This window comes from Burkholderia stagnalis (assembly GCF_039848545.1).
Lineage (GTDB): Bacteria > Pseudomonadota > Gammaproteobacteria > Burkholderiales > Burkholderiaceae > Burkholderia > Burkholderia stagnalis.
In genome coordinates this window covers 865,059-881,246 of sequence record NZ_CP156686.1, presented here as the reverse complement: position 1 = coordinate 881,246, position 16,188 = coordinate 865,059, and the positions used below count along the sequence as shown (strand labels likewise).

At 61.5% G+C, this 16,188-nt stretch carries 9 protein-coding genes and 4 pseudogenes; 4 read left to right on the top strand and 9 right to left on the bottom strand.

The genetic code is table 11. From position 1 onward, the window contains the following. Positions 1–117: 117 nt before the first annotated feature. Together ABFO07_RS20765 and ABFO07_RS20760 are read right to left on the bottom strand one after the other, a co-directional pair. Positions 118–375, bottom strand: coding sequence for a hypothetical protein (locus ABFO07_RS20765; RefSeq protein ID WP_124482004.1), 258 nt, complete (start codon positions 373–375; stop codon positions 118–120). A gap of 235 nt (positions 376–610) precedes the next feature. Next, positions 611–1,432, bottom strand: coding sequence for a cysteine hydrolase (locus tag ABFO07_RS20760; RefSeq protein WP_081059787.1), 822 nt, complete (start codon positions 1,430–1,432; stop codon positions 611–613). A gap of 1,086 nt (positions 1,433–2,518) precedes the next feature. Here ABFO07_RS20760 and ABFO07_RS20755 point away from each other — a divergent pair. From ABFO07_RS20755 to ABFO07_RS20745, 3 genes and pseudogenes are all read left to right on the top strand, one after another. Further along, positions 2,519–3,349: an alpha/beta fold hydrolase gene (locus tag ABFO07_RS20755; protein ID WP_059986799.1), complete on the top strand. Its 831-nt coding sequence runs from the start codon at positions 2,519–2,521 to the stop codon at positions 3,347–3,349. 137 nt (positions 3,350–3,486) lie between these two features. Beyond that, the gene (locus tag ABFO07_RS20750; RefSeq protein WP_059961958.1) at positions 3,487–4,917 is read left to right on the top strand and encodes a catalase; all 1,431 of its coding nucleotides are present in this window, start codon (positions 3,487–3,489) and stop codon (positions 4,915–4,917) included. A 338-nt stretch (positions 4,918–5,255) separates the two neighbouring features. Continuing rightward, positions 5,256–5,363 (top strand): annotated as a pseudogene (locus ABFO07_RS20745) (cyanase); the annotation flags it as partial. A 12-nt stretch (positions 5,364–5,375) separates the two neighbouring features. Here the strand turns inward: ABFO07_RS20745 and ABFO07_RS20740 are convergent. The 3 pseudogenes from ABFO07_RS20740 to ABFO07_RS20730 form a co-directional block, all read right to left on the bottom strand. Next, positions 5,376–5,534, bottom strand: a pseudogene (locus tag ABFO07_RS20740) (integrase core domain-containing protein); the annotation flags it as partial. A 59-nt stretch (positions 5,535–5,593) separates the two neighbouring features. Then, a pseudogene (locus ABFO07_RS20735) lies at positions 5,594–6,487 on the bottom strand (LysR substrate-binding domain-containing protein); the annotation flags it as partial. A 162-nt stretch (positions 6,488–6,649) separates the two neighbouring features. Further along, positions 6,650–7,408: pseudogene (locus ABFO07_RS20730) on the bottom strand (SDR family oxidoreductase); the annotation flags it as partial. A 232-nt stretch (positions 7,409–7,640) separates the two neighbouring features. On the opposite strand from ABFO07_RS20730, the gene ABFO07_RS20725 reads away from it, so the two are divergent. Further along, the gene (locus tag ABFO07_RS20725; protein ID WP_124490370.1) at positions 7,641–9,188 is read left to right on the top strand and encodes a winged helix-turn-helix domain-containing tetratricopeptide repeat protein; all 1,548 of its coding nucleotides are present in this window, start codon (positions 7,641–7,643) and stop codon (positions 9,186–9,188) included. A 917-nt stretch (positions 9,189–10,105) separates the two neighbouring features. On the opposite strand, the gene ABFO07_RS20720 is transcribed toward ABFO07_RS20725, so the two are convergent. Genes ABFO07_RS20720 through ABFO07_RS20705 form a run of 4 tightly spaced genes read right to left on the bottom strand, consistent with a single transcriptional unit; the run spans position 10,106 to position 16,165 of the window. Continuing rightward, positions 10,106–10,357 carry a PAAR domain-containing protein gene (locus ABFO07_RS20720; protein WP_059993129.1) on the bottom strand — a complete coding sequence of 84 codons (252 nt, stop codon included), beginning with the start codon at positions 10,355–10,357 and terminating at the stop codon, positions 10,106–10,108. Between the two features lie 9 nt (positions 10,358–10,366). After that, entirely contained in the window at positions 10,367–10,723 is a 357-nt protein-coding gene (locus ABFO07_RS20715) for a lysozyme inhibitor LprI family protein (protein ID WP_080410144.1), read from the bottom strand. A 15-nt stretch (positions 10,724–10,738) separates the two neighbouring features. Then, the gene (locus ABFO07_RS20710) at positions 10,739–13,597 is read right to left on the bottom strand and encodes a hypothetical protein (RefSeq protein ID WP_124490369.1); all 2,859 of its coding nucleotides are present in this window, start codon (positions 13,595–13,597) and stop codon (positions 10,739–10,741) included. A 60-nt stretch (positions 13,598–13,657) separates the two neighbouring features. Further along, positions 13,658–16,165 (bottom strand): type VI secretion system Vgr family protein, encoded by a 2,508-nt coding sequence (locus ABFO07_RS20705; RefSeq protein WP_124490368.1) that lies wholly within the window; start codon positions 16,163–16,165, stop codon positions 13,658–13,660. Positions 16,166–16,188: the final 23 nt, after the last annotated feature.

Genomic DNA, 16,188 nt, shown 5'->3' with positions numbered 1-16,188 from the left:
ATGCCGAACAGCGCACCCGCACGCCAAGGCGCGACAGCGCCTCACCCAACTCGCCCGGACCGAATACGGCCGCGCTTTGCCGCCGGTCTTCCCATGCGAAGACATCGTCGTTGACGATCAGGCGGTCACCGAACTGCCGCGATATGCGTCAAACAACTGTGAGCACAGGGCCGCCAGGGCAGCGAGATTCACAGCCTGGTCCGCGTGCTCGACTTCGCCGGCATTAAGCACGTCATCGAGGACAGGAGCCAGGCGACGCAGTTTTCGGAAGGTAGCGGCGTCAAGTTTCATGTGATGATGCGCGACGGGGCACGCTGGACTTCTGCCAAACTCTTCGCGCTGGAACTTCAGGAAGCCTTCGATCAGGTCTTGCATGGTGTCGCCCGTTTGGTTGTGTGGGAACTCGATGTGCAAAATGGATGATCTGGGCTCTATCGGTTCTGGTCGCGCAGATGCCAATCACCGTGAGCAGCCCCATGGCCGGTATCGAATGCGCTAACCGGCTCGCAACATGCTGCCATCGAGGTGGCCACGAAAATATGCCTGCGCTTTATGCTCAGATCGTGCACCCCCGACATCCATGACCGGGGGCGCCCAGGCTGGGAATGCTTCAGACCGACTTACCTTCCAGCATCTTTACCGTATCGTCTGTGGTCCAGACCCCATCGGCGATGAAGCGATAATTGACTAGCGCAGCGCCATAGCCATCGCCTTCCGGCAGCTTCGGTCCCGCTACGGCGTCACGCACGACTGCCACCTCGAAGCCATTCTCGAGCAGATCACGCAGATGCGACTCCACGCACAGGTTGGCCAGCATGCCCGCCAGAATGACCTGGTCCACGCGCTGCTTGCCCAGTTGGAGCTTCAGGTCGTTGACCTGGGGGCCATAGAGCTTGTGCGGCGAGCAGATGATTGTCTTGTCATCCTCGATGTACGGTTTGAACTCCGGAAGGAAGTCCGAGCCTGACCCGCGGAAGCCTTCAAGCGAGAGCGCACTCGGACGGTCGAACAGGCCGAGGTTGTGCTGAAATATCTCCGCCCCACCCTGGAACTGCCACCGATGGTCCTGCGGATAGTAGTAATGGGGGGAAATCGCTATCGTAATTCCGGCCTTCTTGGACGCCTGAAACAGTCGCACCAGGTTCGGCACCATATTCTGTTCGGTCACGCTTTCGCCCACCACCGGCCACGCCTTGCCCTTCGGGCTCATGAAGTCAATCTGCGGATCGATCACGACGAACGCAGTACGGGTGAGGTCAAGCTTCATGTCCGTCTTGGGCAGTGCCGGTTTGGCCGGATCCGCGTACTTGGCACCGCCACCGGCGGGCGCTGAGTTGGCCAGCGAGGGCAGTTGCGTGGAGGCCACTGCCGCGGCGGCAGCCATGCCCTTGAAGAAGGTACGGCGGCCATGAAATTTTGAGGATTCACACATAGTAATTCTCCGGTTGGCTGCGCGGGAATGCTGGCAGGTGCGGCAGACGCACTGTCACGGGTCCAGAGCGCACGTTCGCTAAAGCAACTTCCAGAATCGGGAATAGACGGAGTGATCGTCACAGCCGCCAGGTTTCATCACCGCCTGGAAAGCTCACTCCGGCTACCCGAACTCCTTGTCGGACGAGCCGGGCGATGCAGGACGCAACATCTACGGGGTTCCAGTTGTTGATCGTCCCCACGAGACAAGTGAGGATCGGCAGCTCCTGCTAGCTGTATCGGGTGTGCACGCGTTCTCGCGAACAGGATCTTCGATCGTGATCTTCTGAAACAGCGGGCCGAACTCCATGCGCTTCGTGGACAGTTCTCTGGACTGCTGAACGTAGGTAGGAAATCGAGTCATGATGTTTCCTGGATGAGCTGACTGACGGCGTGTTTCTCGACCATGGCGGTGCGTTCCAGATCGAGTGTCATCGTGGGAACGGGCATGGCGCGCTCGGTGGGATCGGTGTACTACGCCGGTTGTTCTGCTGTTGGTCGTTGCTGTGTTGGGTCATGTTGGTTCCTGGGACTGGGGTGGACAACGAACACGTCGCGAAGCTCTCGAGCCGATGCATCGATGCTGACGTGATGCGTTGAAATCTAGAAGCAAATGCCTGCCTGAACTAGGGGCCGGGCGCGGACAGTTCTATCAATCGCGACGCACCAATCGCGTTCAGCGAGAGTTCATCAAGAATGAGCCGGCGCATTTGAAGATCCTGTCGTGCGGATGGCTGAGCTCGGTGAACGACCCAGCGGCACGCGCCGGATGCGTTGCCGCAACATTGGTGAAGCACCTGCAACATCGAATTGCACGTGACGCATATCGCACGGCGAGGAGACCGTGGCTAGACTGATCGCGTCTCCACTCAGGTCTATACCCATGAAGATTGATCCCGCGCCAATACGGCCTGGCTTCGCTGGCGTCACGCGCCGTCAGTTTTTGGTCATCGGGGCAGGCACTGCAGCAGCAGTGGCTTTGCCATTCGCAGCGGCCGCTGCCCCTACTGCGCCGAATGGCGCCGAAACTCCGGAAGGAAATCCACCCATGAGCTATATCACTACCAAAGACGGGGTCCAGATCTTCTACAAGGATTTGGGTCCCTCCAATGGCACCCCGATCGTCTTCTCGCACGGATGGCCTCTGAGCTCCGACGATTGGGACGCGCAGATGATGTTCTTCCTCTCCAAGGGCTATCGTGTCGTCGCGCACGATCGGCGCGGGCATGGCCGCTCGGCGCAAGTCTGGAACGGCCACGACATGGATCACTACGCCGACGACCTCGCCGCGGTCGTGAACCATCTCGACCTCAAGGGCGCGATCCACGTCGGCCACTCCACCGGCGGCGGCGAGGTCGTGCGCTATCTGGCTCGCCACGGCGAGAAGCGAGCCGCGAAGGCCTGCCTCATAAACGCCGTGCCGCCGCTGATGGTCAAGACCGCGTCGAACCCCGGCGGCCTGCCGAAGGACGTGTTCGACGGCCTGCAACGGCAGACGGCCACGAACCGGGCGCAGTTCTACCGCGACATTCCCGCCGGGCCGTTCTACGGCTTCAACCGGCCGGGCGTGAAGCCGCAGGAAGGCATCATCCAGAACTGGTGGCGCCAGGGGATGATGGGCAGCGCCAAGGCGCACTACGACGGCGTCGTCGCGTTCTCGCAGACCGACTTCACCGACGACCTGAAGAAGATCGGACTGCCGGTGCTGGTGATGCACGGCGACGACGACCAGATCGTCCCCTACGCCGACTCCGCGCCACTGTCGGCCAAGCTGCTGAAGAACGGCACGCTGAAGACCTACAAGGGCTTTCCGCACGGCATGCCGACAACGCACGCGGACGTCATTAACGCGGACCTGCTGGCTTTTATCAACGCCTGATCGAGTCCGAATCAGCCGGCACCGTCGATGGCCGGTCCACCGTTGGGGTGATGGCCATCGACGCGACGCCCACTCTGGACGTCCAGTCCCCCATCCTGAAGACGCTCCGCTGAACCCTTCTTCCTGCCCACATCGCCATGACCAAACTCACTTTTACCAACGGCGCCCCCGTTGTCGACAACTACAACATCGAGACCGCCGGTGCGCGCGGCCCCGCGCTGTTGCAGGACATCTGGCTGCTTGAGAAGCTCGCCCACTTCGACCGCGAGGTGATCCCCGAGCGGCGCATGCACGCCAAGGGCTCCGGCGCATTTGGCCACTTCACGGTGACGCACGACATCACAGCGTTCTCGAAGGCCAGGCTCTTTTCCGGCATCGGCAAGAAGACGGACGTCTTCGTGCGCTTCTCCACGGTGGCCGGCGAGCGCGGCGCGGCGGATGCCGAGCGAGACATCCGCGGCTTCGCGGTGAAGTTCTATACCGAGGAAGGCAATTGGGACCTGGTGGGTAACAACACGCCCGTGTTCTTCCTGCGCGACCCGCTGCGATTTCCCGACCTGAACCACGCCGTCAAGCGCGACCCGCGCAGCAACCTGCGCAGCGCCCAGAACAACTGGGACTTCTGGACGCTGCTACCCGAGGCGCTGCATCAGGTGACCATCGTGATGAGCGATCGCGGCCTGCCCGATGGCTATCGCCACATGCACGGTTTCGGCAGTCACACGTTCAGCTTCATCAACGAGAACAACGAGCGGCACTGGGTGAAGTTTCACCTGCGCAGCCTGCAAGGCATTCGCAACCTCACCGACGCACAGGCCGCCGCGATCGTCGCCAACGACCGCGAGAGCGCGCAGCGCGACCTGCTCGAGGCGATCGATGGCGGCAACTTCCCGCGCTGGACGTTGTGCATCCAGGTGATGACCGAGCAGCAGGCGCAGGTCTGCCCGTTTAATCCCTTCGACCTCACCAAGGTCTGGCCGCACGGCGACTACCCACTCATCGAGGTGGGTGTGCTGGAGCTCAACCGCAACCCCGACAACTACTTCGCCGATGTGGAGCAGGCGGCGTTCTCGCCCGCCAACATCGTGCCGGGCATTGGCTTCTCGCCGGACAAGATGCTGCAGGGGCGGCTCTTCAGCTACGGCGACGCGGTCCGCTACCGTCTGGGCGTGAACGCGCACCAGATCCCGGTGAACGCCCCGCGCTGCCCGATGCACAGCTATCACCGCGACGGCGCGATGCGCGTGGACGGCAACCAGGGCGGGCTGCCCGGCATCGTGCCAAACAGCCGCGGCGAGTGGGCCGACAGCCCGCGGCTGGCGGAGCCGCCGCTGGAGGTCTCGGGGGCAGCCGCGCACTGGGACCATCGCGCGGACGAGGACTACTACTCGCAGCCGGGGGCGCTGTTCCGACTGATGTCGTCCGAGCAGAAGCTGCAGCTCTTCGACAACACGGCGCGCTCGCTCGGCGGCGCGAGCGAGGACGTGCAGCAGCGGCATATCCGCAATTGCACGATGGCCGATCCCGCCTATGGCGCAGGAGTTGCCGAGGCGCTGAAGAACCGCTAGTCAGGCACCGGGCGCGTTGGTGCTGCAAGTTGCCCAACGCGCCCGTGAAAGGCGGGGCAGAGTGCGTACGCTTATGCGCATCAATGAAGAGGATCACTTCAAGCGATGGTCACAATGCTCAAACTGTCCTTCCCTGGCGCGGTGCACGCCGCATTCGCCCTCGCGCCCGTTATCTGCGGCTACGCAATGCTCCTGCGCTTCGGACAACATACCAACGTCTTACCGCAATCTCCCAACTGACAGATTGTCACGTGCCGAACGTTCCCTTGATCCTCGCCACTTTCGTAGTGGTCGAACTCCAATACGTCTACAGCGCTCGCCCTCTGAAACAGGCCCGGGCCACTATCAACTTCAAGCTGGATATCCAGAAGGTACCGGATCCGGAAGGCGGCCACCGTGCGGTGACTACCCTTGACGGCAAGCATTTGCCGACCAAGCCGCTTTGACTGTATGCCATCCTAAGCGGATAGGGCCGCTGCCCCGGTCCCCGGAAGGATCGCCGATGTGACCTGCAGGCTGTATCGGCGGGCGAATTCGGTGGGGGTGGCGCAGTCCAGCGCAGAGTGGGGTCGACTCTCGTTCTGGTGGGTCCGCCAGGCAGAGATCTTGGCCCTGGCGCCGTCCACTCGTGGCGCAGCCGGTCGTTGAAATCGCGTCGTCAGTCGTCCTGCCAAGTCTATTGACCCGGCAGGGGCACCAATGGCGCCGAGGCGGCCTGTCGATCATCACGCGTTGGTGAAAAAGCACCCGCGCATTGAAGGTCCAGCGCCCGGATTGCTGTCGTCATGTGATCGACGAACACGCGGATACGCGACGGCAGATGCTGACGACTCAAGTAGCAGATGTAGTGGCCGCGGTCATCGGGTGCATACTGTGGCATGGAGTAAACCAGTTTCCCCTCGCGCAGCAGATCGCAGATCAGGTACCCCCCCAACTGAGCGATGCCTTTGCCCTGGAGGACGGCCTCCAGCACTAGCCCGACATCGTTGAACATGAGGCGCGATGGCGGAGTCAGCTTGCGCGTCCCCCCCTCCACCTTGAACTCCCATTCGTAGACGCGGCCCGACGGCAGACGGACGTTGATGCAGTCGTGCTGCATCACCGCGTCCGGTGACTCGGGCATACCGCGCCTGACGGCATACTCGGGCGAGGCGCATACCAAAGTCTGCATCGGGACGATCCGTTTTGCGACGATCCGGCTGTCGGCCAGGCGCCCGTTGAGAAACGAGACGTCGATGCGGTCCGACGTGAAGTCGCTCGCGACGCAGCTTAGGTGCAGTTCGATCTCGATGTCGGGGTACTTCTCCTGGAAGCCCCACAGCAGCGGTGCAACCACTTTGCGGCCGAAGCCCACGGAAGCGGAGACCCGCAGGCGTCCTCGCGGCGGACCGTCGCGCAGATCGCGCATGTCTTCCATCGCCTCTTTGATGAGAGCGACGCTGGGCTGGCAGCGGGCATGGAAGATCTCGCCTTCGCGCGTGAGCGAAATGCTGCGCGTCGTCCGACTCAACAGACGCAAGCCGACCTGCGCCTCCAGTTTCTGGATGACGCGGCTGACCGCGGAACGAGTGATCCCGAGCCGGTCAGCAGCCTTACAAAAGCCGCCTTCGGCCACAACGGTGATGAAGGCGACGACTCCGGGATAGCTCGTCGCGAAACTCGATGCAAGCGCGTCCGAGTTGCCCGCAGCGGCAGTCGCCAAAAGAGGCGATTGCATGGCGCAGCAGGACTGAGCCTTGTAGCGATCGAGCCAGTCCTCGAACCGGATCGCGCCGATGCGGGGGTTCTCCCCGGGCGTGAGCGTCCGATCTGAGAGGAGGCCACCGAAGTAGCGCGCGTGGATGTCCGGCACGACCTTGCGCGTATCCTGCATCGCCCGCAGGAAGCGCCTGACCAGTTCGTCCAGTGGCATCGCCTCCGGACCGGCGACTTCGACCGTGCCGTTGACCGGCGGCGCGACTGCGGCCTCGGCAAGCGCCGCTGCCACGTCCGCTGACGCGATCGGCTGGATCAGCGCCGGCGACAAGCGAATCTCCTTGCCTAAGGTGGCCAACTGGGCAGCCGACTGGGCAATGTCGCCGACAGACTCGTAGAACTGCGTCGCACGCACGATGGTGTATGGAATGCCGGATGCCTTGATGAGGCCCTCCTGCGCGACCTTCGCCCGGAAATAGCCGCAGTCGGTAAGCCGTTCGCTACCAACGATCGACAGGGCCACATGGTGGCGTACGCCGGCGGCAGCGCCCGCAGCCAGCAGGTTGCGGCCCGATGTCTCGAGCAACTCGATGGCCGCCTTGTCTTCCCATACTGGCGCGTTCGCCGCATCGACGACGATCTCGGCACCGTCGAGCGCTTTGGCCAAACCCTCGCGGGTGCGGGTGTTGTCGCCGGTGTCAGGGGCGGCTGCGAGCACGTCATGGCCGCGCTTGCGAAGGTTCTCCACAAGCATCGTTCCGATGAGGCCGGTGCACCCGATGACGACAATTTTCATGTTTTCTCTCCGTTTCTCGACCGCAAACCGTTGTCGTCGATATATATGGAGATTGCCCGCGCGCTCCGGGGAAGTCCTTGCCTTCGCCTTGAATTTCTCTGCAGGAGAGCTTGATTATTCGTCCAATCGTTGCTCGATCGGGATGAGATGCTCTCACCTCCGGTTGCAGTATCATCCATGGACGGAATTCGCCGGTTACCCCCTGGGAGCCGAATCGGCCACGGGATGTCAAGTGAAGTTCGAGTTTGGAGACTACGTGATCGACCCGGAACGCCGGGAGCTTTCGCATCGCGCGAAAGTCGTACCTGTCGGGCCGCAAGTCTTCGATCTGCTCCTGCATCTTGTCAGGAACCGTGACCGTGTCGTCAGCAAGGACGACCTGCTGCAGGCGGTATGGCACGGCCGAATCGTGTCGGAATCGACGATCACCAGTCACATCAATGCGGTCCGCAAGGCCATCGGCGACACCGGCGGGGAACAGCGCTTGGTCAGGACTGTCGCCCGCAAGGGTTTCCGCTTCGTCGGCGAGATCGGCGAACACATCTCCAGAGAATTGAGGGAGCCTCCGTCCGCGCTCCTCCTTCCGGGTAAACCCTCCATTACCGTATTGCCCTTCCAGAACCTGAGCGGCGATCCCGAGCAGGAGTATTTCGCCGACGGCGTGGTGGAGGACATCATCGCTGCGCTATCGCGCATACGCTGGCTGTTCGTCATCGCGAGCGACTCGAGCTTCACCTACAAGGGCCGCGCAGTCGAGGTGAAGGACGTCGGCCGCGAGCTTGGCGTGCGCTACGTGCTGGAAGGTAGCGTGCGCAAGACTGGCAACAAGGTGCGCATCACGGGGCAGCTCATCGATGCCAGGATCGGGGCACATCTCTGGGCGGAGCGCTTCGAAGGCACGCTGGACGACATCTTCGAACTGCAGGACCAGGTTGCGGAAAGCGTCGTCGGCGCCATCGCGCCGCAGCTCGAGCGGGCGGAAATCGAGCGTGCCAAGCGCAAGCCGACGGAGAACCTGTGCGCCTACGACTATTACCTTCGCGGCGCCGCGCACTTGCACAGCGGAACGCGCGAATCGATCGAGGCGGCGCTGCCCTTGTTCTACAAGGCCACCGAGCTCGATCCGGATTTCGCATCGGCCTATGGCATGGCGGCCTGGTGTTATTTCTGGCGCAAGATGAATGGCTGGATGACCGATCCGCCCCGGGAGATTGCCGAGGGCACTCGCCTGGCGCGACTGGCGGTGGAGCTTGGCCGGGACGATGCTGTGGCGCTCACGAGAGGAGCTCATGCACTCGGGCATCTCACCGGCGACCTCGACGGCGGTATCGCGCTGTTCGACAGAGCTTTGCTGCTCAATCCGAACCACGCCCCTGCATGGTCCCTGTGTGGGTGCCTGTACGCTTGTCGCGGTGAAACAGACGTTGCGATCAAGTATTTGACGCGTGCCATTCGCTTGAGTCCATTGGACCCGGAAATGTTCAGGATGCAGGCTGGGATGGCGCTGGCACATTTCTTTGCAGGACGCTTCGACTCCGCTTCGGATTGGGCCGAAAGAGCCAAATGGAATCTACCGAGTTTCCTTGCCCCGGTCGGCATTCTGGCGGCAAGTCATGCGCGCGCTGGACGCATGGACAAAGCGAAGGAGGCGATGCAGCGCCTGCGCACGCTCGATCCGTCACTCCGCGTTTCCAATCTCAAGGACTGGCTTCCGATCGGTCGCCCAGAAGACCTGACCCAGTTTGCGGAGGGGCTGCGGCTGGCCGGATTGCCCGAGTGACTACGGCACGATTGCTCCTCGTCGATGGCGCATACCGTGCCGAGCAGAGCGTGCTCTCGAACGGCCGCACCGATTGTATGGATGAGACCGCGAAGGCCTACCCTGTCGAGCGGTGTGTGGCCTGGTGCGACCGGTGTAGGCGTTCACAATTAGCGCTAGCAGTGTTCACAGACGCGCCGATATGTCCAGTAACCCTGCCAGCGTAGCGCTCTAATCCGTGAGAAGCGGAGTGCTCGATGGCGCGCTATTGCTCGTAAACCGGCATCGATATTTGCGGCTTTTCAGAAATTGGGTGTCCAGATGCAGTTTCCCAACGATCACTGAGTGGTTGTGCAGCCCGCTCTGCCTGCTTTCGCGAAGCCGTGCCCTTCCCCAGCGGCCTGAATACAAACGCGACCTTCACTGCTCGAATTTCGATCAATTCGAGGGAAGCTATGTTCACCTCACCCGGGGTATTGGACGGAGACGCTAGCGGAACTAAAGGACACGAAAGCCGCGCCAGCAAAGTTAGTGACCAGAGCAAGCGTCATTTGTTGCGCAACAGTAACGCACTGACAAATGCGGCATTTCCCCCCAACCCCTTGAAACTAGGTGGTTTCCGTTCGATTGCCGTTAGCATGGTTATTGAGCACCGCTAGCGCCAATTGTGAACACCAACAGAAGGCTCTAGCACCGGCTTCCAGCGGCCGCGTTCGCGTACATCGTTACCAGCCGGTCGGCGGGCCGTTTGAATAGCCCGGCCGACATGGCCGCAACCAGTGCATGCTCGCGCGGCACCGGCTCTGCCGACCGCGCATTTGGTGACTGAGGAGGCGCTGCATGCGGCCGCTCCTACCCGCGTCCAGGCCCGCGCGTGCTAAGTGCGGGTACGACGCCGGTGCGCACCGAGTCGACAGCCGACACACCAACGGCAGGATTCAGACGAGGCTCGAAATCAGGTGGCAGCCACACGTGGCGCGATGGCCGTGCCGTGCGATCGGAATGCCCTCATCCGTCATCGACGCGTCGCCTTCCTCGATAAGGTTGGGCGATATATCGGGATGCTGCGGGCACGACACATGATCGCCCTTACGGGCGACGTAGCGGCCGTCGAAGCGCATTGTCGTGGAACCCGTTTCGACCTTGCCTCCGTGGTCGGTGTTGTCACCGACTCGAATTAAATTCATCATATCAATCTGCTATTTCGCGAGAAGCGTTTTCAAATAATCAACTCGCTGCTTCGTGATCGTGACGAGACAATCTTTCGTGATTAGACCGGGGCCGGCACCTTGAGATTGCGATGCCTCCGCCGCAATATAACCATTACACTGCTTCTCCCTATAGTTGAGCCATGCCTTCTGCGACTGCTCGAACTCATCCTTGTATTGCGTGGATGCGTATATTTTCTGGTAAATAGAATTAAGTTCTTTTTTTGACTTATCCAAGGCGCGCTCAGCGCAAGACAAATCACTATACACATTCCCACCACCAATGCACGCGTCGGCAAACGAACTCAAAGGAAGCAACATCAAAGATAGGAAAATGATTTTCTTCATAATACTCTCTATAGATCAGTGATTGTATGAATCAGGGAGCTCGATGGAATAGGGCTCCGGCCTAGAAGGCATTAGTCCCTGTGTTGTTCCATGCACGTGAACCGCGCGCCCCTTTCCATACCGATACCCAGTAATGCTTGCCTGATGGATGACATCCTCAACCCACGCTCTAGTTGCGTCCGAAGCTTCATCTAGCGCATATGGATTTGCATAACTCAGGTTGTTCCCAACCAGCGAAGCTCCTCCGTTAGCCCGATCTTGTAGATGAGCAATAACCAGGGATCTTACTCGCGGAGAAACGCGGCTCTCGGGCACATTTTGCACGCTTCCATAAGCACTTGGCCTCGGAGCATTAATATCAGAAAACTGCCACCTTTCGTTAATCACGCTCCTAATGGTGCTCCAGTTTTTAAGGCCAGTCATCCGGCGATTTAAAATCGTATCAACGACCGCGCCAGCCTGCTTTCCCAGATCGTCATCATCCAAGCTCAACGCAACCTCTGTCGCTGTAACCTTGATCAGATCATCGACGTCCTGCTCAGACAACCGAAGCGCTTTGCCGCCAACTTCTGAATTAATGAAATTACCGATAATCCCGATCGGATGGAAATGCCATGGGCTCGGCTCACTCGGGAAGCCATCCACCTTTTTTTCGGCGACCTGCTCCCACCACTGCAATTTTCCGATCCGTTCGATCTCGGCCTTCCACAGCCACAGCAGCTTCTTCATGAGGGGCGACAACGCTTCCCACTTACCTATGCCGCCACCCCATTCGCTTTCGCAGCGTACGACGAGATGCGAGAGGGCTTCGGCCGTCCACTGTGTTTCCTGCGCATGCTTCAGCTCTCGCGCAGTCACCTTCCCATCGTGGTTCGCGTCAATCGCCTTCTCGAGCTTCGAGATGAGGGGGCTCGCGTTGACCGTTGCCGCGCTCGTCTCGAATTCGGTTTTGTCTTCGTCGGCCAGAAACTGCTCGGCGACGTGGATGTAGCGTTTGAGCATGTCCACTGGCTTGATGCTGTTGTTGTCCACCAGTTCGAAGCCAGGCCAATCCCATGCGCCGCACATCCGAACCAGCGGGGGATTTTGCTCGCAGACCCAGCCGGCCCGCGTGCTGCCGTCCTTCGTGCCGATTGTTACGTTGTACCAGTATCGCCCCTTGTCGTCTTTTGCAATGTTCGCGTCGCCGTTTTTTTCGAGGTCGACTCGTCGGAACACATCGCGGAAGTCTGCGCCCGGCCCCTTTGCATTCGAGAGGCGTAGCGGGAAATCCTTCCAGCCCGGCACGATTGCGGTCGTCGTCGTATTGGCGAAGCTACCCTCGACCCATACGGGCGGGCCAGCGTCATTGAAGACCGGCTTCGCATGACGGCCGCCATGTACGGGTGCTGCCGTTTTCGGTTGAACCTTGACCCATCTACCCTTTGCGCCGGCCGTGACGGCTACAAGCTTGGTGCCGGGTTGCAGTTTCTGATCCGGCTCGGGCAAGTCGGTGACCAGTAGCGCGCCCGGCGAGATTTCCAGAAACGATTTTTCGGGCGGGCGTTCTTTCGCCCTGGCCTGGCTCTTCTTGATGAACGCCTCGAGCTCGGGGCCGGCGAACACCTCGAGATGCAGCAACGGCCGGGTCGGCTTCGCCGGCAGCAGCTTGGCGTCGGGGTAGCGTAGATAGTGGCCGAGCTGGGCGATGACGTCGCCGGCCTTGACGGTGTAGGGCTCCTTCAGCACAACGACCGTGTCCAGCGGCTTGGGATCGACGATCGGGTCTAATTCTTTCTCGTACACATACCCGTACGGCGCATGTTGCGATACCGGCTGGCCGACGACCGCGCTGGCCGGCGTGCCAGACTTGACGACCTTGATCTTTACCCAGCCCGGTTTCGCTTTTGTCTGGTCGTCGGTAGCGACCGTCAATTCCGCGCCGCGCGGCAGGATGCCGATGATCTTCCCGTTCGGCAGATCGCGGATGCGGAGGCCCGTCACAGGAGGTGGGAGCGGCGTCGTGTCTTTCGCATCTGCTACCGGCTCGGGCACTTTCTTGAAGTCGCTTCCGATGAACTCCCCAAGCACATCGCGAGTACTTGGCACGGGCACCTTCGGCCGCGGCACCTCCTGCGTGTCTTTAGCCTTGTCGCCGACCCGATAGTAACGGTCGCCTTCCCAATACGGCATCGGGTTCATGTTCAGTTTCGACGGATCGACCTGGGCGACCTTCGCTTGTTCCGCCGCCGATTGGTAACTGTTGTGATCCATCGTGTGCATGTACAGGCTGAAGAACGTCAACACTTCGCCTTGTGCCGGCTTGTTCGTGCTCACTGCAGGTGTCGCCGCTGCCGGTGGCGTTGTTGCTGTCGATGTCGGCGCCGCTGTCGATGTGGATGACGTCGCCGGCTGCGCCGTCGAGTTCTTGGTGGTGTCCGTCTTTGGTGGCTCAGGCGGCGGCGCTGGCGGCAATTGAAGCCGATGGCGGACCAACACGAAGCCCGTCGAATACAACGCGTGCCGACCGTCTTGGTACTCCTGTTCCGGATACTTACTGTCCAGTCGATACGCGACGACTTCACCGTCGGCGATCGCGCGGATGCCGCCGGCTTGCTTCAGTGGCGCGCCCGTATTCTGGTCGAAATGAATGCCGCCGTGCCACATGCCGTTCGCGCCAAGCGGATAGAACCCGTCTTCAGCGACCGCCAGCGACTTCATGTAGGTCATCGGATTGGTTGGGTCATCCTGTCCGGCCGGGGTGAACGGAAATGCCCACCGCAGCCGCTTGTAAGGCGGCGGCGAAGATGTGTCCGAGGTCGTCGCCGGCGTGCTCGGCGCGGCCGCGGCTTTTGCCGGAGCTGCGTGCTTTGGGGATTGGTGGCTTTTGCTCATGCTTCTCGGAATCTCTCGTTTCTCGTTTTTCTTGCCGCGTCGACGATGGTCACCGCTGCGTCAGCCGGAAAAGAGCGAACCGCGCCCGCCGTCCGTCGACACCGGCGTCGCCTGCAGCGGATCGCGAATCGTCCCGCTTGCGCCGCCGGGCTTGTCCCAATTCGCGCATTTTTCGAGAATCTGCCCGGTCGTCGCGTTCTCGATCAACCCGCCCTTGATGCTGATATACGAGCCGCCGGCGCCGATCCACACTTCCTTCGCGGCCGTCAAAATCAACCGCCCGTCCGCGCTTTCGATCTTCACATCCTGCAGCGCCACCAGCGAGGCCGTGCCGCTTTGCGCCTGAATGTCCACCGGCCCCTTCGCCGCAAAAATCTTGATGCCGAGGTTCTGCGCGAACAAGCTGATCTTGTCGAGCACGCTCGCCAGTAGCGACTTGCCGGCCGCCAGGTTGACGTTCTTGCCCGCCACCATGTTCGTATGCTGGTTCGCGGTGACGTGCACCGATTGCTGCGTCGACGCGGCGATGCCCTCGGGGCTCGACAACAGCATCACCGGCTTCGAAAAGCCATTCGCATTGCCGGTGCCGCCGCCAGCCGTGCGGCCGCCGCTGGTCGAACCTGCAACCGCGCGCTGCGTCGCGTCGGTGAACGACTTCAGCGCGGTCTGGCCGTCTTGCAGGCTTTCGGCGCGGTTCGTTTCGCTGGCTTTCGATGCGGTTTCGAATACCGCTTCCGCGCCCGCGAGCGGCTCGGTCGCGGCCGTCACGTTCAGCGGCTGCGCGGTGGCCGGCTGGGTCGACACATACAGCCCCTGCTCGGCGCGCACGGCGCCGTGTGCGCCGGACTTCAGGTCGAACCCGCTGCCGAGGAACGCGCCGCGCGTGTTGTCGGACTGCTCGATCAGGTAGCCCAGATGCAAGTGAGAGCCGTAGCTCGATGAGTACAGGTGGACCCGGTTCTGGCCGCTCGAGTCGTCCATCACGAGCTGGTTGAAACCGTCGCCGCCGTATTCGCGAGACCGGAAGCCGGACAGCAGTCCGTGCGTATGCCACACCGGCATCGTCGCGCCCCCATGCAGCCTGGAGATGATCACCGGCCGGTCGCAATCACCGTTCACGAATCCCAGGAGCACCTGGTCATCCTTGCGCAACGGGAAGTAGCCGCCCCGCTTTGCACCGGCGTCCGGCATCGCCGCGCGGATCCACGTGGTCGACTTCGTGTTGTGATCGTTCCGGCTGTTCGATGTGCGGACCCGCACGCGGTTGCCGTCGTCCGTGAGAATTTCGTCGTCGCTGTCCGTCACGACGATCGCGGTCTGCAGGTGCATCTCCGGCTTCTCGTGCTCGAACGGACTGCGGAACGGCGTCTTGCGGCGCTGCGCCTCGATCTCGACGTGGAAAAATCCGACGCCGCCATCGCGATGCCTTACGGTCGCACCGCTCCCGACCGCCTGAGCCTGTTCGATTTCGCTGCGCAGGCTGCGCGGAAACCGCGTGAGCGCGTCCACGCCTGGCAGGTTGTTTTGAATCAGCCAGTCGCTCGCGATGATCGACAGCTCGCGCTCTTCCTCCGGCAGCGCGTCGAGGACGGGATGCCCCGACACCTTGAACCAGTAGCCGGGCAGCGCGTAGCGCGGGCTACCGATTGCGAAGTAACGTTTCGAGCGCGATGCCCATTCCTCGGTTCGAATGCGAGCCTGTTGCTGGCCGACGTCGGATGCCGCCCAGGTCTGCGAGCCGGTATAGAGATAGTCCTCACCTTGACCCGGCAAATCCTCCAGATCCGCCGCTGGCGTGCTGACTTGTTGGTCAAGATTGGGGCGCTTGTAGTCGACCGTGCCGATCGTCAGCGTGGCGCTTTGCGCGTCTTGCTGCTCGCTCAACTGGGTGAGCCCGTCGAAATCCTCGTCGGTGCCCGCGTGGCTGAACTTCATCTCGGCGTTCGGCAGCGACGGCCCAAAATACAGATCGTCCATGACGACGACCTTGTGCGACTTGCCGTCTTTCTCGAAATCAAAGCGCGGGAACACGCCGACTTCCTCCATGCTCCGGTGCACGAAGTTCCAGTCGGTTTCCCACTGCACGCGATGCGAATACGAGGGGATCGTCCCGCGCAGCTCCAGCCCGTAGTGGCCGGATGCCTGTGGATGCTTGTCCAGCACGTCGGTCAGGATCTGCCAGCCGGGGGTTTCCTGCCAATCTCGCCGGTCGCTGCTGAGCTTGAGGAAGCTCAACCAGGACGCGAAGCGGAGCTGAAAATACGAGAGCGATCCATCACTTCCCAGACGCCGAACCTGCTGCACGTAGCCATGAATTGGCAGATAGCTGCCGTCCGTCTGGCGAATCCAGAGCGTGACGGGTTGCAGCATCAGGGCATTGAGCTTGATCTTGTCGCCGACGACCGATGACGCGTCGACGACCACCTCGAAATTCCGCCCGAGCCGCGCTTGAATCTTGACGTACAGCGGCACGAGCCAGTCGTCGCCGAGCGGTGTATCGAGTTTGACGATGCGTTCGAACTGCGCGTGCCCGCCGCGCAGCGCCTTCAGCAAGACTTCGCCGCTCATGCTGACATCCCATGGTAAGCAAT

Excerpts from the sequence above, each read along its gene's own strand:
- ABFO07_RS20765 (WP_124482004.1), bottom strand. The coding sequence starts at position 375 with ATGCAAGACCTGATCGAAGGCTTCCTGAAGTTCCAGCGCGAAGAGTTT.
- ABFO07_RS20760 (WP_081059787.1), bottom strand. The coding sequence starts at position 1,432 with ATGTGTGAATCCTCAAAATTTCATGGCCGCCGTACCTTCTTCAAGGGC.
- ABFO07_RS20755 (WP_059986799.1), top strand. The coding sequence starts at position 2,519 with ATGAGCTATATCACTACCAAAGACGGGGTCCAGATCTTCTACAAGGAT.
- ABFO07_RS20750 (WP_059961958.1), top strand. The coding sequence starts at position 3,487 with ATGACCAAACTCACTTTTACCAACGGCGCCCCCGTTGTCGACAACTAC.
- ABFO07_RS20720 (WP_059993129.1), bottom strand. The coding sequence starts at position 10,357 with ATGATGAATTTAATTCGAGTCGGTGACAACACCGACCACGGAGGCAAG.
- ABFO07_RS20715 (WP_080410144.1), bottom strand. The coding sequence starts at position 10,723 with ATGAAGAAAATCATTTTCCTATCTTTGATGTTGCTTCCTTTGAGTTCG.
- ABFO07_RS20710 (WP_124490369.1), bottom strand. The coding sequence starts at position 13,597 with ATGAGCAAAAGCCACCAATCCCCAAAGCACGCAGCTCCGGCAAAAGCC.
- ABFO07_RS20705 (WP_124490368.1), bottom strand. The coding sequence starts at position 16,165 with ATGAGCGGCGAAGTCTTGCTGAAGGCGCTGCGCGGCGGGCACGCGCAG.